Source organism: Iamia sp. SCSIO 61187 (assembly GCF_019443745.1).
Classification (GTDB): domain Bacteria; phylum Actinomycetota; class Acidimicrobiia; order Acidimicrobiales; family Iamiaceae; genus Iamia.
This window is the reverse complement of sequence record NZ_CP050949.1, coordinates 34,489-56,995: the sequence shown is the minus strand read 5'-3', so window position 1 is coordinate 56,995 and position 22,507 is coordinate 34,489. Positions and strand designations below refer to the sequence as shown.

Here is a 22,507-nt window from a genome sequence, read left to right as displayed (position 1 = left end):
GCCGGCCGCGCCGCTACGACCGCGATGTCTCGCCGCGCAGAATTCCGTCGTCGTCGAAGATGTCGGGCCGCAGCTTGCGGATCTCGCTGACGAGCATCGAGACGATGGCCATCGCTCCGTTGGCCCGCTCGACGATGCCTCCGGCGGCAACGTGCGTGCCGGGGTTGCGCACGGCAGCGATGAAGCCCTGCGCGAGCTCCCGCCATCCGATCGCCTCGTTCGCGTGGTCAGGGTTGCCCAGTTGCAACGACCCGTTGGACCCGAACGCCCTTCCCATGAGGTCCTTCGGATTGAGGGTTGTCGGGAGCCCGCTCGCGGCACGCACGACCTCTTCCAAGTAGAGGCCGGCGGACCGGATGACTTCGCCCCACCGCTCCCCGGTCACCGCCGGTCCTACCTCGCGCCACACCCCCGGGTCGATGCCGAGCGGGGGCGTCGCCGACGACGACGGCCCAACCGCAGGCGCGCGAAGCGCGGTGCCCGGAGCCCAGCCGAGACGACGCGTGATCAAGTCGAGGTAGTCCTCGACCGACTTGAGACCCGCGTACCAGGCGAGGCTCCTGGACACCTCCCAGGTGATGTCGGCAGGTTTGTCGCCGAGGCGATAGGAGCCCCAGCCCGGTGGTTCGCACGCAAACACGGCGAGGGCGATGTCGACGTCAAGCTTGCTGTCACCACCAGTCCGTTTGTGGACCACCTCGGACAGATCGCTCCAGCTCTGGTGCATCTCGACCGGCCGATTGGGATCTGGCGGCAAGGCCACGTAGCGCTCCGCCAAGTCCACGATGAGGCCGAGGACGGAGGCGACGGTGCCGCTGGCACCGGGGATCTGAGCGAGGCCGGCGATGGTCACCTTCAGCGGCTCGGCCAGGTCGACGAATCCCCCGCCTGATTGAAGGATCGGCCCGTAGCGGGCCGTCCCCAGCATCGGCAGGCTCCGAACCAACTCATCCAGATCGATTCGCCTTCCAAGGCTCCCAGCCACGTAGTCGCCGATCGGCCATCGACCCTTGTCTCGCAGGAAGGCATGGACGAAGTCGATCACCACAAGGGCGTCGGCCGGCAGGGGCGATCGAAGGGGATTGTCCTCGGCCATGAGCGTGACCGTACCGACGCGCTACGACAGCGAACGGCACCCCTTTCCGACCGACTCATCCGAGCCCAGGTGCACCGATCGATGCACCGGCGCGACTGCGCTCGGGAGACGGGTCGGCGGGACCCTCGGGCAACATGGCCTCGGTGATCTCCTGCTGGCGTCGACGCAGGGCCGTCAGCTCGTCGGCCTGGTCCCAGGTGCGGCCGAGCCGCTCCCATGCTCGCGTTGCTTCGGAGCGTGCGCCTTCTCGATCGGCCCTGAGCCGGTCGAGCTCGGCGGGCAGACGCTGGAGCTGCCGCTCGAGGCGGCCGACGACGGATGCCGGGTCGACGTCGCGCCATTCGGACACCAGGTACACGAGGTCGACAGGGGTGCCGGGCACGGACAGTCGCACCTCGGCATCGGCGCCGTAGGCGAGGCGGCGGCCTCGCACCTCGTGCCCTCCGAGGTGGCCCACAGGCCAATCAATCCGTTCGTCGGAAGGCGACGCGCCCGGGACCAGCCGATCGGCCACGAGGCGGTGCACGTGCTCGCCAGCGTCAGGTCGCTCCCGGTGGACGTGACCGTCGACAGTCATGGCGAAGCGGTCGCCCCGGGTGTTTTCGAGGCGAGCGACGGCGGCCTCCAGGTCTGCGATGCGCCCGTCGAGGTGATCGGCCCTCGCCGTGGCCGAGTCGTGGGTGCGGCGGAGGTTCCGCTGGTCGTCGTGGTGGGCCCGTTCCAGCCGCGTGAGCCGTGCCACCTCGGAGTCGACCTTGGCCTTCTCCAGGATGAGCGGGTCGCCGGTGGCGAGGGCCTTGACCTCTTGGAACGAGAGGGTCTGGTCGCCGATGTCCTCAACCTCCCTCTCGCCGAGGTCGCCGCGAGTCACCTGGCCGATGAACGCTGCCTTCCGTTCGAGGGTGTGCCACAGGTAGGTGTCGAACGAGCGCTCGGTGACGTAGCGGGTGATGTGGATCTCCGGGTTCTGGTTGCCCTGCCGGACTCCCCGGCCGTCTCGTTGCTCGACGTCTGCCGGCCGCCACGGTGCGTCGAGGTGGTGGACGGCCACGACGCGGTTCTGGACGTTGGTACCGACGCCCATCGTCTCCGTGGAACCGACGAGCACCGAGACCGAGCCATCCCGACACGCAGCGAAGAGGGCCGCCTTGGCATCGTCGGACTTGGCCTCCTGGATGAAGCGGATCGTGTCGGCCGGCACGCCGCGCCGCACGAGCTGGGCTCGTAGGTCGTCGTAGGCGTTCCACCCTGCCGCTGCGGGCGTGGACACGTCGCAGAAGACGAGCTGGAGAGCGCCGGGACGCATGGTGAGCTGACCGTCGGGGCCCTCGTAGGTGCGATCGGCGGTGGCGTGGTGGAGAGCGGCGACACGCTGGGCGGCAGCGGCGACCTTGCCCCCGTACGGCTGGTCGAGGTCCACGAGGCGAAGGTCGAGTGCCGCCCTCCGGCCGTCCCCGGTGACCTTGAGCATGTTGTCCTTCGAGGGATCGACCGCTGCGGCGCGGACCCTCTCGGCCCGGGCGGCGAGATCGGCTACGTACTCGATGAGCTCGTCGCTGGGCTCGACGACGACCGTCTCCGGCTTGCCACCGACGATGGCGGGCACCGGCAGACCAAGGTCCTCGGCCGTCCGGACGTCGGCCACCTGCCGGTAGAGGCCCAGCAGCTCCGGCACGTTCTGGAACCGTGCGAAGCGGGTCTGCATCCGGTAGCTGCTGCCGTCGGGGGACAGCTCGAGCGCCGTGTGGGTGCGGCCGAACGTGGCGGCCCACGCGTCGAACGCCCGCAGTCCCACCTCCTCCAGCAGGTCGGGGTGTAGGTAGGACTGCATGACCCACAGCTCGGCCATGGAGTTGGCGACTGGCGTTGCGGTCGAGAGGGTGACGACCTTCGGGCCGTGGTCTCGCCGCAGCGCCCACAGCTTGGCGGTGAGGTCCTGAGCACGCTGGGAGCCGGTGGTGGCGACGCCGTCGATGCTGGAGTCCACGCGCCGGTTCTTGTGAGCGTGCGCTTCGTCGACGTAGAGGTAGTCGATCCCGGTCTCCTCGAACCGGACGCCGTCATCCTTCGACTCCTCTGCGAGCAGCCGCTTGTAGACCTCCTCCATCTTCGCGATGCGCCGTTCGAGCTTCTTGACCGAGAGGCCCTTGCCCCCCTTGGACTGGCCGAGCGCCTCACGCGCCGTGTCGATCTCCTCTCCCAGGTACGCCCGCAGGAGATCGGTGCCCAGCGGGATGCGGGCGAAGCCGGAGTGGCTGAAGATCACGGCGTCCCAGTCACCCGTGGCCGCTCGGGCGACGAACTCCTTGCGTCGATCCTTCGACAGGTGCTCGCGGTCGGCGATCAGGAGCCGGGCCGTCGGATAGAGCTGGAGCCACTCGCGGCTGAACTGCTCCAGCATGTGGTTCGGGACCACGACCGCCGGCTTGTTGGCGAGTCCGAGCCGCCGCTGCTCCATCGCCGCCATGACGATGGTGGCGGTCTTGCCGGCGCCGACCGCATGGGCGAGAAGGGCGCGCCCATCCGAGAGGATGCGGGCGACAGCGTCACGCTGGTGAGGCCGGGGGGTGAAGGTCTCTGCCAACCCCGGGAAGGTGAGGTGCGATCCGTCGTGGTGAGGCAGGAGAGTGCTGGCGAACAGCTCGTTGTACCGGTCTGCGAGCCGGGCGGACCTCGCCGGGTCCTCCCAGATCCACGTCGAGAAGCGACTGGCCAGCAGCTCTTGCTTGTCGCGGGCCGCCAGCGTCTCGGCGTCGTTGCGGACGCGCCTTCCGCCCTCCACTGCGTCGGTGACCGTGTGGAGCCTCTGGTTCAGCGCGGCATCGAGCAGGACGAGTGCGTCGGCGCGTGAGGTCCCCCACTCCGAGGTGAGGGCCACGCCCCGTCGGGAGCCGTCGCGGAGGCGGACGGTCCACGAGCCGAGCTCGGCGAGCCGCTCGACGTCGACCCCGACGTCGAGCACCTCGCGACAGAACGCCTCGACATCCGTGGAAGGGATCCAGGTTGCGCCCGGTCGAGCCGTGATCTCGGATGGATCGAGCTGGCGGGGCAGGCTCGCTTCGAGGGCGGCGACGTTGACGGCGAACCGTTGATCAGTCTCGGCCGCTGCACGGGCTGCTTCGACCCGGTGCCTGATGTTCCCCGAGAGGTACAGGGCCGCGGGAATGAGCTCGCCGGTATCGGGGTCGTCGAAGACCAGCTCACCGAGGCGCTCCCGCGCTTCGGAGTCTTCGACACCGAGGAGGCGGGCGACCCGTCCCAGGGTCACGGTGCCCGTCTCGTCCAGGCACACGGACACGGCTTCCGCTGGCGTCTCGACTCCCTCGCGCTGGCTTGGAGGGGCGATCACGCGCTCGGTGAAGATCGCAGCGGGGCGTGCCTCCTGGGTCGCTTGGTCGAAGTCCTCCAGCGCAGCGACGAGGGGCCAGTCCGGGTCCATGCGGAACCCGCCCATGCGCGGGCGCACGCGACGGAGCACCTCGGCGCCCGTCTCCGCGTCGCGCCGACCGGTGCGGGCTTGACTGGAGCGGTTGAGCGGCCCGTGCTGGCGGACGTAGGCGCGGTAGCGGTCGGTGAGGACCGCCTGGGCCTCTGCCAGGGCCTGATCTGACCCGCCCTCGACCTGCACGTCCAGCACGGCTCTCGCCGCATCCCGGAGACCCACCAGACGGACCAGCTCGCCTCGATCCTTGGCGAACCGAGGGGCGTAGAGGTGAGCGTGCCCGTCGGTGACCTGGCCGACCCGACCGCGGGGGTTCACCACCAGGCTTCCGTCCTGAGCCCAGCGGGTATCGAAGTCGCCGCCGCCCGGCGTGTCGGCTGCACGAGGCGAGCACGCGGTGACGTTGTCGCCGCCGAACCCCCGGCCCTGGGCCAGCGCGTCGGCGACGATCTGGTCGAGCGCCACGGTGAGGTGACCGACGACGGGACCGGTGGCGGTGACCGTGATCTCGTTCTCGCGGTACATCCCCCGCGTGGCCGAGAGCTGTCCCAGGATCCGATCGGGGTGCGACGCGAAGTAGGAGTTGATGCGGAGGTCACTGGTCGCGCCCTCGCCCGTCAGGTCCGCCGGGACGGTCTGCACCCACTCCTCGCTGACCGGCTCGTCACCTTCCTGGCGGCGGCGCAGCACGAGGAGGTCGACGACGACCTCGGTGCCCGATGACTCGGCGAACGCCCTGGCCGGCAGGCGGGCGGCCCCCACGAGGTCGGCGAGTGCAGCCATCTCCTCGCGGGCGGCGCACCCCTGAGCGTCGAGCGTGTAGCGGGAAGTCAGGGCGACCACGAACCCACCGGGCCGCACCAGGTGGAGGCTCTTGATCAAGAAGTAGTTGTGCAACGATCGGCGACCCCGGTTGTGCTCGAGGTCGTGAGGGCGGACCTGCCCGAAGGGCACGTTCCCGATCACGAGGTCGAAGGCACCGTCAGCGCCCCGGAAATCCTCGAAGCCGGAGTGGTGGACGGTGGCGCGGGCTCCGTAGAGGTGCCGTGCGATCTCGGCCGTCGTCGGGTCCAGCTCGATGCCGACGAGCGAGGCGTCACTCGGCGCGAGGCCGAGGAAGGTGCCCGATCCGCACCCGGGTTCGAGAACCCTCCCTCCGCTGAAGCCCAACCTTGTCGCGGCGCCCCACATGGCCTGGGCAACCTCGGCCGAGGTGTAGTGGGCGTTCAACGTGCTCCGCCGGGCATGCGCCCACGCCTCGTCGGTGCCGAGCAGCGACCGAAGCTCGTCACGGGCCGGTCCGTCCCGATCGGAGCCTTCGTCGAAGACATGCGGGACGGCGCCCCACCCCGACCAGCGGGCCAGGACGGCCTGCTCGGACTCGGTCGCCCAGCGCTTCTCGGCACGACAGGCGGCGAGGACGCGCAGTGCGGCGAGGTTGGCGTCGAGCTTGGCTCGCTCGCCCGGCGGGGCGAGGTCGGCCTGGCTTCGGGGCGAGAAGGCGGATGGGCGGCTCTCGGCCGGTTGCCCCGTCTCTAGTTCGGCTCGCCCAGGGCGTTGATGTCCGCCAGCCCCTGGTAGTAGCGATCGAGGTCCGGATCGTCGGGCCCAGTCCTCGGACTCCAGGTCCGTCGCCTCCGGCTGGAAGAGGGGGTGCTGGCTCAGCACGACCTCCGCCGCCGCCGCCTGTGCCTGGGAGCTGCGGATGCGAAGGGCCTCTGGCCCTTCGCCTTCCCGAGGCGGCCCGAGGATCTCGTCCCTCAATCGGATCACCTCGGCGGCTATCTCCTCGCCGATCCGGGCGAAGTAGAGGTCGGGATCGGGAATCGCTGCGAGCGCCGTCGGGCGGTGCCGCTGGCTGAACTCGAGGGCGAGTCGTCCGTAGTGGTTCATGGTCGGGGGCCTCCTCTGCCGATGCCGGCTCGGTGGGAGGGAGCACATCATCGAACAGCGAGAGCTGTTCGACCGGACCATGGCGAGCGCTCCGATCGCGGCTCACAGCCTACGCCTGCCTTCCCCCGCGCCGGCGGAACCCTCCGCCCCTGATCCACCTCACCGGCCAAGCCCTGCGACACGCTGCGGGTGGTTGCGCGCCTGCGTGCTGTCGAGGGCCGCACGAGCCGCCTCAACTCGATCCCGCACCCACAGCTCCTGCTCCCCAGCGGAGGCGACGCGGCGAAAGCCCGCTGTCCCGAGCGCGACTCGGGTGCGATCGCCGATGTCGGAGTCGGTCCTGACGAGCTGGTGGCGCCGCGGGTCGTAGACCACCTCGACCTGCTTGCCGCCCCAGAGCCCTGCCGGCTCTGCAACCCAGCCGACTGGGGCCAGTCGGCCCCTGTCGACGGGACGCATGAACGGCTTCACTGACCCCGCTCTCCTCGGTCAGGTAGCGGCAGACCGGCCCGGCGCGCCAGATACCGGGAGCGGTGGAACGGCCGCGTCCGCACGTGCGCCGGCGGGAGCGTCCCGTGCACGAGCAGGGCATCCCCGGGTCGCATCTGGCGCAGGACGTGGGGAGGCGCAAGGGGCGTTCGAGCCGTCGAGAGCTGCATCGAGCTTCGTCCACCGCCGTCGCCCACCGACCGGGAGCGCGAATCGACCTCGGCCTCGCCGAGGATCTGGCTCACGTACTTCAACGAAGCGCCGTCCGACAGCCCGGCGTAGAAGAGCTTGCTCAGGTGGTTGGTGAGGATGGTGTCCGCCGCCCGGCCGTACGACGACTCGATCTGGGCGAGCGACTGCCAGATCGTCACCAACAGCACGCCGAGCCCGGCCAAGGTCGACGCGTACTCGGCCAACGCCCGCAGCGGCGTGTTGCCCGCCTCGTCGATGACGATCAGCAGGGGCGGATCGAGCGGCTTCCCGCTGGCGGCGACGTGGCGATACACCTGGGCCACGAGGTCGTTGAGCAGGCCGCCGAAGGCCGGCGCGAGGCGGCGTTGATCCTCGATCGGCGAGCAGAGGTACAGGCTGTTCGCGCCGCTGAGGAGCCAGGCCAGGTCGACGCCGGCCCCCTCGGCCTCGCCGCGGCGGGAAGATGCCGCCACGTCCGGATCAGACCAGGGCCACACCACCGTCTGGGCCGTCGCGTAGACGCTGGAGCGGGTCCGCTCGTCCATCTCCCATACGGCCACCAGGCCCTGGGACGCATCCGTCGCGCCGAGCGCCACCTCGTCGTCCTCGTCGACCATGAAGGCGTCGAGCGCGCTGCGGACCTCACCTGGCCCGAGCTCGCCCGGCTGGTCCTGGCGAAGGACCCACTCGCAGACCGTCCCCATGTCCCGCTGGGCGTGATGCGCGACCCACAGCAGGCCCGAGAGGAGGATCTCGGACTGCGACAACCAGAAGTCCAGGCCACCCTCGACACCACCCCGAGGAGCCGCGTCGCAGAGCGCACGCGCTGCCCGCTGCGCGCCCGAGATGGTTCCCGCGCCATCCACGGGCGACCAGCGGGCCTCTCGCCCGATCTGCCTGGTCGACCCCGTCGGGTCGTAGACCCGGACCTCACCGAGCGTCGACCGCCATCCGGCGGTGGAACCCAGCAGATCCGCCTTCACCGAGCTGAGGACCGCGGGGCCGTCCCATTCGAGGATCCCTGACACCGCCGCGCTCGTCTTGCCCGACCTCGACGGGCCGACGAGCGCCACTGCCCCTCGATCGCCGGCCCGTCGCGTCGACCACCGCGAACGGCCCTGCCGGCGGACCTCGGTGGCAACGAGCCGACGGCCGAACCGGGCGAGGATGAACCGCCCTGAGGCCGGACCCCGAACGAGCACGGGGGCGAGGTCCCGCCGACGGGCGAAGGCCGGTCGTGCATCGACGCCCAAGGGCCGGCGCTTCGACGTGCCGACCCGCGACCACGGCGACCAGCGGAGGACAACGGCGCCGAGTACCACGAGGGCCACGGCGACGAACCCAGTGCAGGTCCAGTAGGTGACCGGACCCGGCATCGCGTCAGCCAGGGATGGCCCCCACGCCTGAGCCGGATCGCCCATCCGCCTGGGCATCCGCCCGAGGGCCTGCCCGGCCTCGTCCATTCCGACCAGCTGCGGCGCCCCGGCGATGGCCAGCGCCAGGACCGCTCCCGCCCAGACCACGCCGACAGACGCAAGCGCTGCGCCTGCGCCAAGGAGGACCAGGATCTCGAACCCGCTCAGGCCGTCGTGATGCACGCCCCTCTAGGCCGCTATGACCTCCGAAACATCACGCGGCGTCGTCGTCGGACCCTCGACGCCCGCTTCACTGTCACACCCCCCTCGTACCATCGGCTGCAGGCCGCAGCGTGCGGTCTGATCTCGCAGAGGAGGCATCTCATGCCCCGACCCGACTCTCCCGGCCGCCCGGACGACACGCCCGGACAGGGGCCGCCGTCCGATCCGCCCGGTCGGCCCGACGTCCCTCCGGGTCCGCCGCCCGACCGGCCCGGCCCGCCGCCGGATCGGCCTCGCCCGCCGTCGCCGCCGCGGCCTCCGGATCATCGACCCGTCGGGTGACCTTCGCCCCATGGTGGGTCCGGTTCCCTGAGGTGCTCGAGGCCGAGGAACGCGACCTCGAGCGCCTCGGGGGTCGACCGCCGATCGTCGACGCAGATCTGCTGGAGGCCCGCGGCATCCGGCGGTACCAAGTGCCGTACACCGACGCCGGAGGAACCCGGCACGACCTGGAGGTGACCTACAGCGACCTGCACCCCTACTTCCAGGTGTCGGTACGAAGTGATGGTGTCTTTCGGGTGCACCAGGCCCCCTTCACGGGTCGGCTCTGCCTCCTCCACGGTCAGGGGGTGTGGGACGTCGCCGACACAGCCGCGTCCCTGATCGCAGAGCAGATGCCCAAGCTGCTCGCCGACGCGGCCGCAGCAAACAACGGGGAAGCGCCCACGTCCTCGCCAGACCGCATGCCGAACGTCGACCCGATCACCAACTACTACGACCCAGCCGTACACACCGTGATGCGGATCGACGGCGGCTGGGCCAACGTGATGGAGACGCGGGGCGGTCGGCTGCGGGTCGCTCTGGATGCACAGAGCGCGCAGGGGGCTCTGCGAGGCACCGTGTTCGAGGTCCAGGACGAAGAGGGTGCCGTCCTGCGATCCGCTGATGCCGCTCTGGCCACCCTGTACGTGAACGACCAGCTGATCGACGGCCGGTGGGTTCGGCTGGACAGCGCGCCCGCCGAGGGTTCTGCTGAGGCCGTCCTGTCTGCGGCCGTGGACGCAGACAGGACGCTGGCGGCGCCTGCCTACGAGCGCGTCGGCGACCAGGAGGTGGACCTGATCGGCGTGGTACTCGAGGACGATGTCCGCGCCGACCTGGACTCGAGCACGCTGGTGCGCGGCGACAGCTGGCTCTTCGTCGCGCGGGTTCGAACCCGGGCGCGCCCGCCCGCCAAGCGGCAACGAGGGCGAGTGACAGAGTCTTCCGTCAAAGTGAGTCCTCCAAATCTGCTTCGCACCGATCGTGCTGGACCCACGGACCTTCGAGAGCGGGTGCCGTCGCTTCGGCCGCTGGATGCTGCAACCATCGCCCTCATCGGTCTCGGCGGCGTGGGCGCGCCGAGCGCGGTCGAGTTCGCCAAGGCCGGTGCCGGGCGCCTACGGATGATCGAGTCCGACGCGCTCAGCACCGGCAACGGGCCCGCTGGCCGCTCGGATTCTTGAGTGCAGGGCACCCGAAGCTCGTCGCGCTCGCATCGCACCTGAAGCAGAACTGGCCCTACACCGACATCGAGCTGCTGCCGTGCCGCCTAGGGCAACCGAGGGAAGGCGACGACTCGATCGGAGAAGGTGATGCAGCACCCTCGGATCTCGACACGCTCGACAAGTGGCTAGATGGTGCCGCCCTGATCTACGACGCCACCGCAGACCGAGGCGTCAACTACTTCTTATCCGAGCTGGCCAAGGATCGTGGGATTCCATATGTCGTCGTGTCAGCCACCGAGGGCGGGTTCGGCGGGATGGTCGCCCGGTTCGATCCGAGACCTGAGACCGCCTGCTGGACGTGTCTCATGCATCACTTCGAGGCGGGGACCTTGACCCCGCCACCTCGTGACCAGAACGCCGCGACCGCCAACACCTGGCCGGCCGGCTGCATCGACCCGACGTTCACCGGCGCCGGGTTCGACATCGCGGCGATCGCGCTGGCTGGGGTCCGGCTGGCATGCGCAACGATGTGCGCGGGGACGGACGGCTCCTACCCCGCAGCGACCTGGGACTACGCACGATACGAGTTCCGGACGGCCGATCTCGCCCTGCCCGGCGTTACGGAAGCCTTCACCATCGAGCCCCATCCGGACTGCCAACCGTGCGCCAACCGACGGTCTTCGTAGCCAGTACGGCCGTCGACGCCATGACGGCCGAGGCACGCCGTTGCCACCCCGTCGAGACCGGCGGCATGCTCGTCGGCTGGGACGACTTCGAGGCCGGGCATCTGGTCGTCGCCACGATCATCGGCCCGGGCCCGAACGCTGAGCACCACACGTGGGGATTCACCCCGACGGCGCCTGGCAGCAGGAGCAGCTGGCCCAGATCTACCTGGCGACCGACGGTCGGCTGAGTTTCGTGGGCGACTGGCACGTGCATCCTGCCGGTGGCTTCGGAATGAGCCGCCGAGACCGCCGAACGATGGCTGCCACGGTAGACGAGCCCGACAGCCGCCTGGCGGTGGCGCTGATGGGTCTTCTCGCTCAGGAGGACGAGCACTATCGGCTTGGCATGTGGACGCTGGGGGACCGGCGATGGCCTTTTGGGCTGCCGAACGCGGTCCGCCTACCGACGACTATCTGGACGCCGACGGCGGGTGAGGCCTTCTGGGTGCGGCTGGGCATCGCCTGACCGATCAGGGAGCCCCACAGGAGACATCTGCCGCCTGCCGACGACGACCCTGAGGTTGCGGGGTCTGGGAGTCGGTTCGCGGATCCCGTGTTGGGCGACCGGGAACTACTCGAGACGGCCGGTGTCGCGGGCCCACTTCTCGACGTCGGGCCAGCTCCAGAGGCGGGTGCGGCCCCACATGCCGAGCGGTTCCGGGAAGTCGGGGTAGCGGAGGGCGAAGTTACCGACCGTCTGCGGGTGGGCGAGGCCGAGGCGTTCAGCGATCATCCGCACGTCCACGAGGTCGTCCACGTCGACGTTGCGGCCCATTGACCTGGGACCCTAGACGGACTCCTTGACGTGAGGTCACGTCAGTGGTACTGCTGATTGGGCCCTCGACAACCGAGGGTGCTGAGTGGCCCCGGCGCAGCTGGAACTGCCCGGGGCCGTGGCCGAACCCTCCGTAGAAGGGCCCGACGATGGCTGAGATTACGCGCGCACGCCCACAGGGTGTGCCCGTTGAAGATGGACCGCAGCCGGCGGATCCACCGCCCCAAGATGACGCTGCCATCGAGGCCGGCGTCCGCGTGTCGCTGCTGGGCCGTTGGGAGGTGCCCCTCGTGCTGTGGGCGCACTTCGTCAACTACGCCCGCCGCTACGGGGCCTGACGCAGGACGCGCTCGCCCAGGCCGCGGACGTGTCGCAACAGACGGTCTCGAAGATCGAGGCGGGCCGCATCTGCCCTCATGATCGCCTGAAGGCCCGACTCGCCCAGGCGCTCGAAGCGGACACGGCGGACCTCTTCCCGTGGCCCTCCCAGCTCGTGCAGACCACTGCTGGCGACGTTGCGTGGCCCGCCCTGGCCGGGGCCCCGAGCGAGAGGGCCGGTCATGTCTGACGGGCCGACAGCTGAGGACAGCGACGTTCCGGCCCGGGTCGACCCGGTGGCGTTCGAGCGGCTCCAGCGAGAGGTGACCGACCTTCGCCTCCAGATCGCGGACGAGGTGAGGACGGGGCGACTCGTCGTCGTGGACGAGACGGGCATCGCCCGCCCGCCTCACCGCCGAGGCGGGTGGGGACTGCCGATTTGTGCTGCTCGACGAGGACGGCTTCGAGCGGATCGGCCTGAAGTGCCTCGATGAGGTCGGGGCCATCGAGGTCGCCGGCCGGTCACGAAGCGGCGAGCCCACCCGAGCGGCGGTCGTCGCCCACGACCCGTCCGGCGGCGACGGGTGTGTGGTCGGCCTCTACCTGATGGACCGCGGCAATGAGGTAGCGGGGTTTCACGTCTTCGAGGAGCGCCAGGCAGATGTCTGGACCGAGTCCTCGTAGGCGCTGTTCGCCAGCGGCCTCCCGTCCAGGTGCAGCCACCGGGCGGGGGGTCGCTGGCACACGGATCACGGCGATCACCCCATCGTCGTCGGACGCATCGCTGCCCGCCCCGCCGTGGCGGGTCGAGTTCGTCGTCATGTCCGAGCCGTTCCAGTGCATGGCGAGCGGTCGGCAGGGGTACCACCTAGCCCTGATGCTGACGCCGACAGCGTTGGGCCCGTTCAGCCGCCCGATCCTGCTCGACGCAGGAGCCGTGGAAGGCCTCATCGACTCGGCCTTGGACATCCTCGAAGCCGGGATCGACTTCGTGATGGAGGAGGACGACGAAAGATGGTGACCGACCCGAGCGCTCACGCTTGGTCACAGCGCACCGACACCACGCCCGCATCCTTCCGCGTCGCGGGCTGGCGCTACCTGGGGGTCGATGTGGCGTACGAGCAGAGCACGGTCATCGGCGGTGGCCCGCTCATGTTCTCCGCACTCGCCGGGGCGAGCATGGTGGGCAACCGCCGTCGGCGGGACGAGGCCGGTCGGCTTGCCGCCCCTCGGTGGCGCCCACTCGGGGACATCACCGTCGTCTTCGACGACGCACGCCTGCTGGTCCACCACGAGGGCGCATGGGCGTCGGTGTGGCTCGACGCAATCACGATGCTTCAGGGTCATCCCGGTGGGGCCGGCGTCACGCTCCTTTTCGCCGATGACCCTCCCTATGCCTTCACGGGAGCGTGGGCCGGGCATCTGGCGGCGGCGATCGAGCGTGCTCTGGCTGCCCGCCGCGCCCCGGCTGGCACCTCTGTGGCAGAGGGCGACGAGCCGCGCCGTAGTAGATTGGTGCCCATGGGACAGGACCCGAGCGTCCGGAGCGCCGTGGCCTCGGCCCGGCTGGAGGGCGTCGAGCTGGAGCCCGCTGTGGTGGCCATCCTCGAGGCGGCTGCGGCCGGCGAGATGACCAGCGACCAGGCCCGGCGGAAGATCCTGGCCGAGCACGGCGTCGACCTGCCGACCGAGCACCGCCTCTCGCAGCCCGCGCACGCCAACTAGCGCCGAACGCACCCGGCCGGCCGTGACGGTCGATCCCTTCACCGACCCGGCTACGGGATGCCTGCTCAACCTGCTCGGGATCGCCGACCCCGCGCAGCTCATCGTCGTGGAGGCTGCGCTCGTCGCCGAAGCCGAGCGCTCCCTGTATGCCCACCCGGATCTGATCCGGCAGACCTGGGACGGCGACCACTGGCGGGCGGTCCATCGCTACCTGTTCGGCGACATCTACGCGTGGGCCGGAGAGCTCCGATCCGTGGACATCCACAAGGAGGGTCACCGCTTCCACCCCGTCGCTCGCTTGGCCCAAGGGGTGACGTGATGCATGGACCAGCTCCGGACCGTGGCGACAGGCCCACGGCTGGAACCCGCCGACCTCGCCGACGCTCTCAGCACCGTCCTGTCCGACATGAACGAGGCGCACCCCTTCCGGGAGGGCAACGGCCGCACGCAACGCTCGCTCATCACCCAGGCTGCGGCCCGGCACGGCCAGATGCTCGACTGGTCGGACGTCAGCCCTGCCGAGAACATCGCGGCGTCGGTCGCATCCCTCGACGACCCAGGTGCCTTCGCGCCGCTCTTGAGCCGGATCATGGGCGCGGGCGACCAGCCCTCGCCTCTGCGTCGCGGCGCCTCCTGAGCCTCAACCGGCGAGGCTGCGACCGATGGTCTCCGCCCTCCGTGCGTCGGCGATCGCCGCCTCGAACCGTTGGGGCCAGTCGTCTCCCGCCAACAAGCACTCGTTGAGGTCGCCGTCGGGCGGGCGCACATTGAGAGCGGTGCGTTGGTGAGCCGCCAGGAGGGCCCTGAGGTGAGCGGCGCTCCGCTGGCCCTTGCCCTCTTCCGGGTCGAAGGCCATCACGAGCGGGCCCGGAAGGCGAGCGAGCGCCAGAGCGTGTGAGGCATCCGGACACCCGGTCCCGAAGAAGGGGACGGCGACGTACCCCGCGGCGGCGGCCGACAGCCCATCGATCGCTCCCTCGGTGATCACGATCTCGTCGTGGAGCCGGCGAGCCGGCTCGTACCTGCACATGCGCGGGCTCGGCGCGAGGTCGTAGGCCGGGTTGAGGTAGCGGGTGCGATCGGGACCGGGACGCATCACCCGGATGTGGGCATAGATCGGTTGACCATCGACGATGGTCGGGAGGACGGCACCGGCCGCTCGTGGCATCCCGTCGGGACGGAACTGGCGGCGCGACCCCGTGTCGGCCCCTATCTCGTTGACGCGCAGGACGTCCTCGGGCAGGCCGCGCTCGTCGGTGAGCCAACGAAGGATGGGTGCGCCCGCCGGGGTCCAGAGCGTCGCGGCGCACTCCCGCGCGTACCGTGCCAGACCTTCCGGGTCCCGCTCGCACCGACGCCCGGGTGGACGGTGCGCCGGACCGACCAAGGCGTCGTCAGGGCGCTGGCCGGCCCTCGCGGCCAGGTAGTCGAAGGCGCTCCGCACGCTGCCCCCATGGACGGCGAGCACCAGGTCGATGGCCGAGCCCCCCGCCCCGCACCCGAAGCACCCCCACCGTTGCTCACCCCATCGCGTCGTGTAGATGCCGAGAGGCGGCGTCCGTCCCGTCTGCGCGTGATTCGGGTTCGGGCACGGCCAGGTCGCCGATCGCTCCGTGCCGTGGTGTGGCCCCAGCAGCTCGTCGGCGAGCGCCTCGAGCGAGACCGAGGCCAGGAGGGCAGAGCGGTCGTACACGGCTCATGCCGCCTCGGATCGGCCGTGCATGCGGGCGTCGGTGTCGCTGAGGTCGACCTCGCTCGGAGCGAGCAGGTGCTGGACGAGGGCGCTGCGACCGCCGATGTGCCAGAGGGCGCGGCCTCGCGCCAGCTGGCCGACGACGCGCACCTCTGGCTCGGTGAGGCCGAAGTGGGTCGCGGCAGCTCTGAGCTGGTCCGGTGCCTGGCGCAAGATGATCGTCGTCGCGGCATCGGCGAGGAGGCCGGCGGCGATCTTGGCTGTGCTGGTCCCGTCGTCGGCCTGGGCGGCGAGGTCGGAGGCGCGTGGGCGACGCACAGGTTGGCGACGCCGTACGTCCGGCCGAGCTTGCATGCGCTCTGGAGGTAGGCCGCGGTGTGGCGGTTGGCCAGGAGGGCCCAGGCCTCGTCGAGCACCTGCATGCGCTGCGGCCCCGGGCAGGCCATCAGCTGCTGGAGCCAGCCGGCCGCAGCGACCATCACCAGCGGCAGAGCGTCGGAGTCGACGGGCACGCCGGAGAGGTCGAGCACCAGCCCCGGGCCGTCCCACCGAAGCGGGACGGTCGACGGCCCGTCGAACATTCCGCGCAGCGACCGGGTGAGGAGCTTGTCGAGCGCGTAGGCGACGGCGGACGCGTCGACCGCGACCTCCTCGCTCGTGCGACGAAGGCGGGAGGCCATGTCGGTGGTCGGGTCCGTGAGGAGCCGGGCGACGTCGACAAGGGTCGGTTCCGACCTCATCGGGGCCTGGCGGAGCTGCTCGACCGCAGCGAAGGTCGCTGCGTCCTCGATCGGGCTCAGCGACCGTTCGAGGACGGTGGCGACCAGCGCAGTGCACATCTCGGCCTGGCGGATGGTCTGCTTCGAGGCGGGCTCGTGATCGGCGGCCGGGCCTGGGGCGAGCGGGTTGATCCGCACCGAGCCGCCCGGGCTGAGGCGGATGACGGTGAGGTCGAGCCGCTCGGCGAGCAGGCTGTACTCGCCCTTCGGGTCAACGACTGCGAACCACCGGCCGTTGGGTCCCGTTCCGTAGACCGCGGCCTGGCGCCACAGCAACGTCTTGATGAGGGCCGACTTGCCGTTGCCCGGTTCGCCGAGGACCCAGGCGTTGGGGTTCGTGATGTGGCCCTGGGCGTAGGAGTCGAACGGATCCCAGTAGAAGGCGCCGTTGCCGGCCAGCAGGTCGATGCCGATGTACGTGCCTCTGTGGCCCAGGCTCGCCTGGACCGAGAACGGGTAGAGCGAGCAGACGTGGGCGGTCGTGCCGCGGTGCAACGGGAGTCGCAGTGTGGGTCTCACGACGCGAGGAGGGTCGAGGGCGCGAGGCCCACGGGCAGAGCGGCGGCCCAGGCGACGTCCTGACGCGCGTCGAGGACCCGGATGTCCATCCCGTGCTCTCGTGCCAGCTGCTCGACGATCTCGCCGTGCTCGTCGAGGAGTTCAAGGCTGGGCGCCGACACGGTGACGAGTCCCGCGTAGGCCACCTCCGGGTAGCCGGCGACGAGCTCCTCCTCACGGTCCAGCAGGGCCTGGGTGGCACGACGGTGCCGTGCGTCGACCCGCCGGCCCTTCTCTTCCCGGGTCGTTGCATCCGAGTCCAGCTTCACCAGGTCCCGCTCGATGCGGCGACGGCTCTGGTGGGTTGGAACGGGCACGAGGACCACGGTCATGGCCCGCGTGATGCCGCCGGCGGCGAGGAACGGCTCGAGCCAGCTCGGGGCGACAGCGAGGCGAGGCCAGCTCCCGATCCACCAGGTGCGGTGCCACGCCGAGTCGACACGGACCTCGTGCCATCGGGACTCGACGGCCAGGGGGCCGGCCGTCGATGCGACGACGTGCTGGAGGCGATCGGCCAGTCGCCCGGCCAACGGACCTTGCTTCGTTGCGTGCGGAGCGATCCGAAGGCGAACGAGGCGTTGGAGCGCTCTCGGGTCCAGAGGCTCCGCAGCCGTGAGCCCGGCCGCCCGCAGCCCTCGCAGCAGGGCCTCGACCGAGGTGATCAGCGCTCGTGCCAAGCGGTCCTCGGCGTTGCCGCCCTGGCGACCGAGCCGGTCGCGGGCGACGGTGAGCGTGACGACGACCTCGTGGGTGGTGGTGGCGTCGGCCCCGCGCTGGAGGAGCTCCCGATAGGACGATTCGGCCTCGGGGTGAGGCGTGTCCCGGTCGTGGTGGTCCAGCCAGGCGGTGTGCTCCTGGAGGCCCGCAGGACGAGCCAGATCGGACCACGCGAGGTGGGTGACGACGCTGCGCTCGACTGCGAACTGTGCCAGGAGGTCGCCCCACCCGGCGAGCAGGCGCTCTTGCTCGATCGCCGGTTGGACCACGAACTCGGGTCCGGTCACTGGGACGGCGACGGTGAGGGTCGAGCGCTGGTGGTCTCTCACCGCGCCGAGGTCGCCGGCGGCGCGCCAGTCGATCGGAACGATCTCGAGCCCGTCCAGGCATGGCGGGGCCGGCGCAGGGTCGACCGTGGGCCACAGCGGGAGCGCCGCCTGCCACCGGCGCCCACGCCGGCACCCAGCCCAGGACCACTCGACGAGGAGCGGGACCCACTCCCACACGGCGCGACCGCCGATGCGACCGAAGGCCACGGCTACGGCGGTGAGGAGCGGGGCCGCCGCCACCGCCACGGGCGCTCCAGCGCTGATGGCGAGGACCGCTCCCAGGATCCCTGCTCCGAGCATCACGCACTGGAGGACGCCCAGGCCCAGGAACACCCCCGACTGGTCCAACGGTTCGAGGCGAAGGTGCGGGCCGGTGTCTCAGACATCGCCAGCGCCTTCGGGACGTCCCGGGTGGGCCGGGGCTCTCGTCGGCTCACCACGGGGCGCGGGTGACCTCGGCGGTGGGGATGACGTCGGCGCACCTCCGTCGGCGACGGCCTCGGCGCTTCCGGTTCCTGCGGTGGCGCCCTTCCGGGCGGCGCCGACCGCAGCGGAACCTGCGGCGGCCGCCACGACCGCGGCGGCTCCGATCGGGCCCGCAGCGCCTGCGCCGCCGGCCGCCGCTCCCCCGACCCCGATGCGGCTCCCCCACCCGATGCAGGCTGCCGCCGCTTGCACCACCGGGAGCGGACGAAGCGCCCGCCCCGGCCGGGACCGAGCCGCCACCGCCGAGCTGGCTGATGCGACCCTTCGACAACGACCGGGTGGAGCTGGAGAGCAGGAGACCTTGCTGGGCCGCCCGCGCGGGTCCACCCCGGACGCCCTGGGACACCACCGCCGCCTCCGTGAGCGGCATCAGCTTCGCGATCAGCAGCGGCGAGAAGGCGGCCACGCCAAAGGCCGCGGCGGCCGTGAGCAGGATGCCGACTGCCTGGCCCACCGATCCCTGCGGGTCCTCGGCGAAGGCCTCAGGGGTCGGAAGCGCCGTGACCTCGCCACCGGACCCGGCGCCGACGGCAGCCGCCGCAGCGACGGCCAAGGCCACGGCGATGACGAGCTTCGACAGGATCAAAGCGCACAGCAGCTCCAGCAGCTTGCGGGTGGCGCCTCTGGTGGCCGGCCACAGGCGGGCGGCGAAACACCAGCGGCGCCAGGGCCACGACGATGTAGATCAGCGCGGATCGGATGACCAGCTCGGCCATGAGGACCAGGCCCGCGCACACGCTCACCAAGCCGAGGAGGAACACGACAAGGGCGGTCGAGGTCCCGCCCTGAAGTCGTTCACAGCGAAGCGACGACCGCGCCGAACTCGGCGATGTCCTGGAATCGACAGGAGGTGGCCCGAGAGTGCGTCGGTCAGGGCAATCAGCGCCTGGGTCAACGTGACGAGGCCGACCATGCCGAGGATCGACACCGGAAGATCCAGAGCGATCGCCCGGAGCATCCCGCTGACGTCCGCGCTCAGGATGCCTTGGACGATGGCGGCGAAGAGGAACAGGAGCAGCAGCGCGCCCCCGATGCTCACCGTCGTTGCGTAGGGACCATCGCCGGTGATGAACCAGTCGGCCTGGACGTTCGGGTCGGTGGCATCGATGAAGAAGTTGAAGACCCCTCCGACGACCCAGACCAACGGCGTCGACCACCCAGGCGACCAAGCCTCCGATCACCAGCTCGAAGCCGCCGTGGCTGTGCCTGGACGAACCCGGACACCTGGTCGATGGCCCAGTCCACGGGGTTCCAGAAGGCGATCACCGCACCGGCTCCCCGTCGAGGCGGGTGAAGCCATCCAAGGGCGTCGTCGAAGGGGATGGCATCCCACGGCCGATCGCCGGCCCGACCATCGGCGTCGGCCCGGGCTCGTTCCTGATGTCTCGAGCGTCCAGTCGCCGCCGCTCCAGGCGAGGTCGACGGTGAAGGTTCCCCACTCGGCCTGTGGTGCGGCGACCTCGGCGGCCGAGAGGACCGTGACGGCCCACACCTCGACGGTGGCGCGGTCGTCGTCGCGATCGAGCACCGACCATGCCAGGGGCCTCACCAACCACCCGACCCCCCGGGGACGCGCCCAGCTGCTCCCGCCTTGCTCACCTCCTCGACGACGCTGGCCACCAGCTCGTCGGCCGAGGACGGCGTGGCGATAGCCCGCACCGCCGCTTCGACCTCGTCGTCGCCGAAGTAGAGCCATCGCTGGGACGCCGTGGCGAAGGCGATCGCGGCCGAGACGGCCCCCGTCTCGTCCCGGGAGTAGCCCACCGGCATGCCGGCCCGTTCCTCGGCGGGGCCCGATGGCACCGCCGAGGTCTGGATCCTCGGCGGTCCGGTCGTCGCAGTCGGGGCTCGCCGCTCGTTCGAGCCGGTCGTCGCCATCGCGAGGGCCACGAGGATGGCGACCACCACGAGCGCCCCAGCGGCGATCATGAGCCGCCGGCGTGGCGCCAGGTCGTGAGTCGAGGTGCCCATCAGCCCGCCGCCTCGAAGAGGAGGTTGACCGCCGAGGGCGCCAGGCCCGCCAGGATCGCCCCGACGACGCCGCCCAGCGCGAAGGACTTGCCCTTGCTCGCCGCCCCGTAGCTACCGCCCTCCCGAGCCAGCCCGTACATGGCTGCCCCGAGGAGGATGGAGCCCAGGCTCGCCCAGAGGGCGATCATCTGCGCCCAGTCCAGCAGCTGCTGGATCAGGTCAGCGCCTGGAAGTCCCTCGGACGACGCATCGACGTCCACCTGTGCGAGCAACCCGATGAAGGAGCTCATCGGACCACCTCCTTCGCGGTCGAGATGCGCCCCTAGGCCCCACAGCGACCCGGATCGCGACATCGACCGCGGCAGAAATCGCCAGCCGGCCGGCCTAGGCCGTCATGCCCACGGGGAAGACCATCGGAGTCACGAGCGCGACGGCGCTCATCGCCCTGCTGGCCGCGACGATCGGCCTGCCCGTCCTGACGGTCAGCGGGTTGTTCGACCGCCCGGAGCTCGGCTTCGGACCGGCCGGCGCCGGCCTGGAGGGCGTTCCGCCGGTCGCCGCCGAGGCCTACCAGCGAGCTGCGGCCGCCGCTCCCTCGTTCTCACCGCCCTGCTCGATCCCTCCGTCCCTTCTCGCCGGCGTGGGCGAGGTCGAAAGCGGACACGGCACCCACGGGGGTGCGACCGCGAGCGGCAACGGGGATGTCCGCCCACCGATCATCGGGATCCCTCTGCCCCAGCTCGGCGACGACACGGACGGTGGACGGTGGGACGGCTCGAGCACAGTCGACCATGCGGTCGGTCCGATGCAGTTCATCCCCAGCACCTGGCGGGCCTACGGCGCAGACGGCAACGACGACGGCGCCGCCGATCCTCACAACCTCTACGACGCCGCCCTGGCCGCCGCCGGCTACCTCTGCGCAAGCGGCTCGCCCATGGCGACCGAGAGCGACTGGCGCCGCGGCCTCTGGGCCTACAACCACTCCGAGGCCTACGCGGACGACGTGCTCGAGGCCGCCCGGCGCTACGAGGCCGCCGACACGTCACCCACATCGGGCAGCGGCGACGTGCAGCTCGTCGATGTCGAGGGAGTCGGCCCGACCAATGCCGCGTGGGCGCATCAGGTCCGCTCGCTCCTCGCCGCCGCGGCAGCCGAAGGAGTTCCGCTCACCGGCAGCTCGTATCGGGACCCGGCCGAGCAGATCGCCCTTCGCAGGGCCCACTGCGGCACCAGCCACTACGCGATCTACGAGATGCCGTCCTCGCAGTGCTCGCCACCGACCGCCCGACCCGGCACCTCACAGCACGAGCAGGGCCTGGCGATCGACTTCGACGCCTGCTCGACCCGATCGACCGCGTGCTGGAGCTGGCTCAACGCCAACGCCATCCGCTTCGGCCTCCACCCGTTGTCCAGCGAGCCCTGGCACTGGAGCATCGACGGCAACTAGCGGCGACGACGACGGTGGTTGTGGGCACGAGCGCCGGGGCTCCGACGGCGGCGACGGCGAGGCCGAGGGGAAGGATGCGACCGCGGCCGTGCCTGTCGGCGGCACGCCCGATGGTGGTGCCGAACACGAAGCCGGGGATGCCGTAGCCGAGGATGGCGGGCGCGATGCCGACCTCGCCGAGGTCGTAGCGCTCGACGAAGTACAGCCCGAACCAGGTGTAGGGCCCGGAGTGGAACGTCGAGTTGACGAGCACGTAGCTGTAGGTGCGTCGCCCGCGTCCGCTGCCGAGCAGCGACCGGTAGCCGGCCAGGCCGGCCAGGCTGGCCGTCTGCCGGGCTGGCCGGTCGCCCAGTTGGTCCCGTTGGACGTAGAGGATGGCTAGGGCCGCTGGCTCAGTGCGGACACCGTGAGGAACAGGCCGCACCAGCCGAGCACGGCTCGGCGAGCACGCCAAGGCTGGGGCCGAAGGCGGTCCCGCCGGCCATCGCTGCGAACAACCAGCCGAGGGGTCGTCCCCGCTGCTCGAACCGTTTGGCTTCGTCCGCGAGGTCCTTCGACGGGAGGTGGCCGAAATCAACCAGCGCATCGCAGACCTCATCACCCGGAGCGATGAGCTTGCCGTCCTCGACCGTCTCGCCGATGAGCTGCCCGACTCGGGACCGGGTACCCGCCGCCTGATCGACTACGTCCGGCAGGAAGACCCAAGCCAACCGATCTTCCACCTGACCCCGGCGAGGGTGTGCAAGGTCTGGTGGTGGCTCCCGGCGTATCGCCATCGAGGCTGCCCTACGGCGCCGTCAGCAACGGC

Annotated in this window: 24 protein-coding genes; 11 read left to right on the top strand and 13 right to left on the bottom strand. The window is 70.9% G+C overall.

Going from position 1 to position 22,507, the window contains the following annotated elements; genetic code table 11:
- Nucleotides 1–13 precede the first annotated feature (13 nt).
- The 4 genes from HC251_RS25075 to HC251_RS25060 form a co-directional block, all read right to left on the bottom strand.
- Nucleotides 14–1,096, bottom strand: a complete 1,083-nt coding sequence (locus tag HC251_RS25075; RefSeq protein ID WP_219942252.1) for a TIGR02391 family protein — start codon at nt 1,094–1,096, stop codon at nt 14–16.
- 55 nt (nt 1,097–1,151) lie between these two features.
- On the bottom strand, nt 1,152–6,431 hold the full coding sequence (locus HC251_RS25070) for a methyltransferase domain-containing protein (protein ID WP_219945809.1): 5,280 nt from the start codon (nt 6,429–6,431) through the stop codon (nt 1,152–1,154).
- A 159-nt stretch (nt 6,432–6,590) separates the two neighbouring features.
- Nucleotides 6,591–6,902: a hypothetical protein gene (locus HC251_RS25065; protein WP_219942255.1), complete on the bottom strand. Its 312-nt coding sequence runs from the start codon at nt 6,900–6,902 to the stop codon at nt 6,591–6,593.
- Complete coding sequence (locus HC251_RS25060; protein WP_255566491.1) at nt 6,899–8,488, bottom strand: type IV secretory system conjugative DNA transfer family protein; 1,590 nt, start codon at nt 8,486–8,488, stop codon at nt 6,899–6,901. Before HC251_RS25060 ends, HC251_RS25065 begins: the two co-directional genes overlap by 4 nt.
- Nucleotides 8,489–9,063: 575 nt before the next feature.
- Between HC251_RS25060 and HC251_RS25055 the strand changes: the two genes are divergently transcribed.
- The 3 genes from HC251_RS25055 to HC251_RS25045 all read left to right on the top strand — a co-directional run bounded on the left by HC251_RS25055 (nt 9,064) and on the right by HC251_RS25045 (nt 11,367).
- On the top strand, nt 9,064–10,194 hold the full coding sequence (locus HC251_RS25055; RefSeq protein ID WP_219945808.1) for a ThiF family adenylyltransferase: 1,131 nt from the start codon (nt 9,064–9,066) through the stop codon (nt 10,192–10,194).
- Nucleotides 10,191–10,862, top strand: a complete 672-nt coding sequence (locus HC251_RS25050) for a ThiF family adenylyltransferase (RefSeq protein WP_219945807.1) — start codon at nt 10,191–10,193, stop codon at nt 10,860–10,862. Before HC251_RS25055 ends, HC251_RS25050 begins: the two co-directional genes overlap by 4 nt.
- A 151-nt stretch (nt 10,863–11,013) precedes the next feature.
- Nucleotides 11,014–11,367, top strand: coding sequence for a Mov34/MPN/PAD-1 family protein (locus HC251_RS25045; protein ID WP_219945806.1), 354 nt, complete (start codon nt 11,014–11,016; stop codon nt 11,365–11,367).
- Between the two features lie 105 nt (nt 11,368–11,472).
- Here the strand turns inward: HC251_RS25045 and HC251_RS25040 are convergent, their stop codons facing one another.
- On the bottom strand, nt 11,473–11,676 hold the full coding sequence (locus HC251_RS25040; protein ID WP_219942260.1) for a hypothetical protein: 204 nt from the start codon (nt 11,674–11,676) through the stop codon (nt 11,473–11,475).
- Nucleotides 11,677–11,858: 182 nt separating this feature from the next.
- Between HC251_RS25040 and HC251_RS25035 the strand changes: the two genes are divergently transcribed.
- The 7 genes from HC251_RS25035 (at nt 11,859) to HC251_RS25005 (ending at nt 14,356) form a co-directional block, all read left to right on the top strand.
- On the top strand, nt 11,859–12,014 hold the full coding sequence (locus tag HC251_RS25035; RefSeq protein ID WP_219945832.1) for a hypothetical protein: 156 nt from the start codon (nt 11,859–11,861) through the stop codon (nt 12,012–12,014).
- On the top strand, nt 11,972–12,244 hold the full coding sequence (locus tag HC251_RS25030) for a helix-turn-helix transcriptional regulator (protein WP_219945805.1): 273 nt from the start codon (nt 11,972–11,974) through the stop codon (nt 12,242–12,244). Before HC251_RS25035 ends, HC251_RS25030 begins: the two co-directional genes overlap by 43 nt.
- Before the next feature lie 191 nt (nt 12,245–12,435).
- Nucleotides 12,436–12,678: a hypothetical protein gene (locus HC251_RS25025; protein WP_219945804.1), complete on the top strand. Its 243-nt coding sequence runs from the start codon at nt 12,436–12,438 to the stop codon at nt 12,676–12,678.
- A 136-nt stretch (nt 12,679–12,814) separates the two neighbouring features.
- Complete coding sequence (locus HC251_RS25020; RefSeq protein WP_219942263.1) at nt 12,815–13,015, top strand: hypothetical protein; 201 nt, start codon at nt 12,815–12,817, stop codon at nt 13,013–13,015.
- Nucleotides 13,009–13,719 carry an antitoxin VbhA family protein gene (locus tag HC251_RS25015; protein WP_219942264.1) on the top strand — a complete coding sequence of 237 codons (711 nt, stop codon included), beginning with the start codon at nt 13,009–13,011 and terminating at the stop codon, nt 13,717–13,719. The genes HC251_RS25020 and HC251_RS25015 overlap by 7 nt, the downstream gene beginning before the upstream one ends.
- A 22-nt stretch (nt 13,720–13,741) precedes the next feature.
- Nucleotides 13,742–14,038 carry a hypothetical protein gene (locus tag HC251_RS25010; RefSeq protein ID WP_219942265.1) on the top strand — a complete coding sequence of 99 codons (297 nt, stop codon included), beginning with the start codon at nt 13,742–13,744 and terminating at the stop codon, nt 14,036–14,038.
- 3 nt (nt 14,039–14,041) lie between these two features.
- Complete coding sequence (locus HC251_RS25005; RefSeq protein ID WP_219942266.1) at nt 14,042–14,356, top strand: Fic family protein; 315 nt, start codon at nt 14,042–14,044, stop codon at nt 14,354–14,356.
- 3 nt (nt 14,357–14,359) lie between these two features.
- Here the strand turns inward: HC251_RS25005 and HC251_RS25000 are convergent, their stop codons facing one another.
- The 6 genes from HC251_RS25000 to HC251_RS24975 form a co-directional block, all read right to left on the bottom strand.
- Nucleotides 14,360–15,163, bottom strand: coding sequence for a toprim domain-containing protein (locus tag HC251_RS25000; RefSeq protein ID WP_219942267.1), 804 nt, complete (start codon nt 15,161–15,163; stop codon nt 14,360–14,362).
- Nucleotides 15,164–15,415: 252 nt separating this feature from the next.
- Nucleotides 15,416–15,730, bottom strand: coding sequence for a hypothetical protein (locus HC251_RS24995; protein ID WP_219945803.1), 315 nt, complete (start codon nt 15,728–15,730; stop codon nt 15,416–15,418).
- Nucleotides 15,731–16,706: 976 nt separating this feature from the next.
- A complete protein-coding gene (locus HC251_RS24990) occupies nt 16,707–18,143 on the bottom strand; it encodes an SCO6880 family protein (protein WP_219945802.1) in 1,437 nt (478 codons plus the stop codon).
- Nucleotides 18,144–19,020: 877 nt separating this feature from the next.
- Complete coding sequence (locus HC251_RS24985) at nt 19,021–19,425, bottom strand: hypothetical protein (protein ID WP_219945828.1); 405 nt, start codon at nt 19,423–19,425, stop codon at nt 19,021–19,023.
- 401 nt (nt 19,426–19,826) lie between these two features.
- On the bottom strand, nt 19,827–20,252 hold the full coding sequence (locus HC251_RS24980) for a hypothetical protein (protein ID WP_219945827.1): 426 nt from the start codon (nt 20,250–20,252) through the stop codon (nt 19,827–19,829).
- A complete protein-coding gene (locus HC251_RS24975) occupies nt 20,252–20,542 on the bottom strand; it encodes a hypothetical protein (RefSeq protein ID WP_219942189.1) in 291 nt (96 codons plus the stop codon). Before HC251_RS24975 ends, HC251_RS24980 begins: the two co-directional genes overlap by 1 nt.
- Before the next feature lie 104 nt (nt 20,543–20,646).
- Here HC251_RS24975 and HC251_RS24970 point away from each other — a divergent pair, with 104 nt between their 5' ends.
- Complete coding sequence (locus tag HC251_RS24970) at nt 20,647–21,699, top strand: D-alanyl-D-alanine carboxypeptidase family protein (protein WP_219942190.1); 1,053 nt, start codon at nt 20,647–20,649, stop codon at nt 21,697–21,699.
- Here HC251_RS24970 and HC251_RS24965 read toward each other — a convergent pair.
- Nucleotides 21,623–22,123, bottom strand: a complete 501-nt coding sequence (locus HC251_RS24965; RefSeq protein WP_219942191.1) for a hypothetical protein — start codon at nt 22,121–22,123, stop codon at nt 21,623–21,625. The genes HC251_RS24970 and HC251_RS24965 overlap by 77 nt on opposite strands.
- On the bottom strand, nt 22,092–22,421 hold the full coding sequence (locus HC251_RS24960; RefSeq protein ID WP_219942192.1) for a hypothetical protein: 330 nt from the start codon (nt 22,419–22,421) through the stop codon (nt 22,092–22,094). The genes HC251_RS24965 and HC251_RS24960 overlap by 32 nt, the downstream gene beginning before the upstream one ends.
- Between the last annotated feature and the right edge of the window lie 86 nt (nt 22,422–22,507).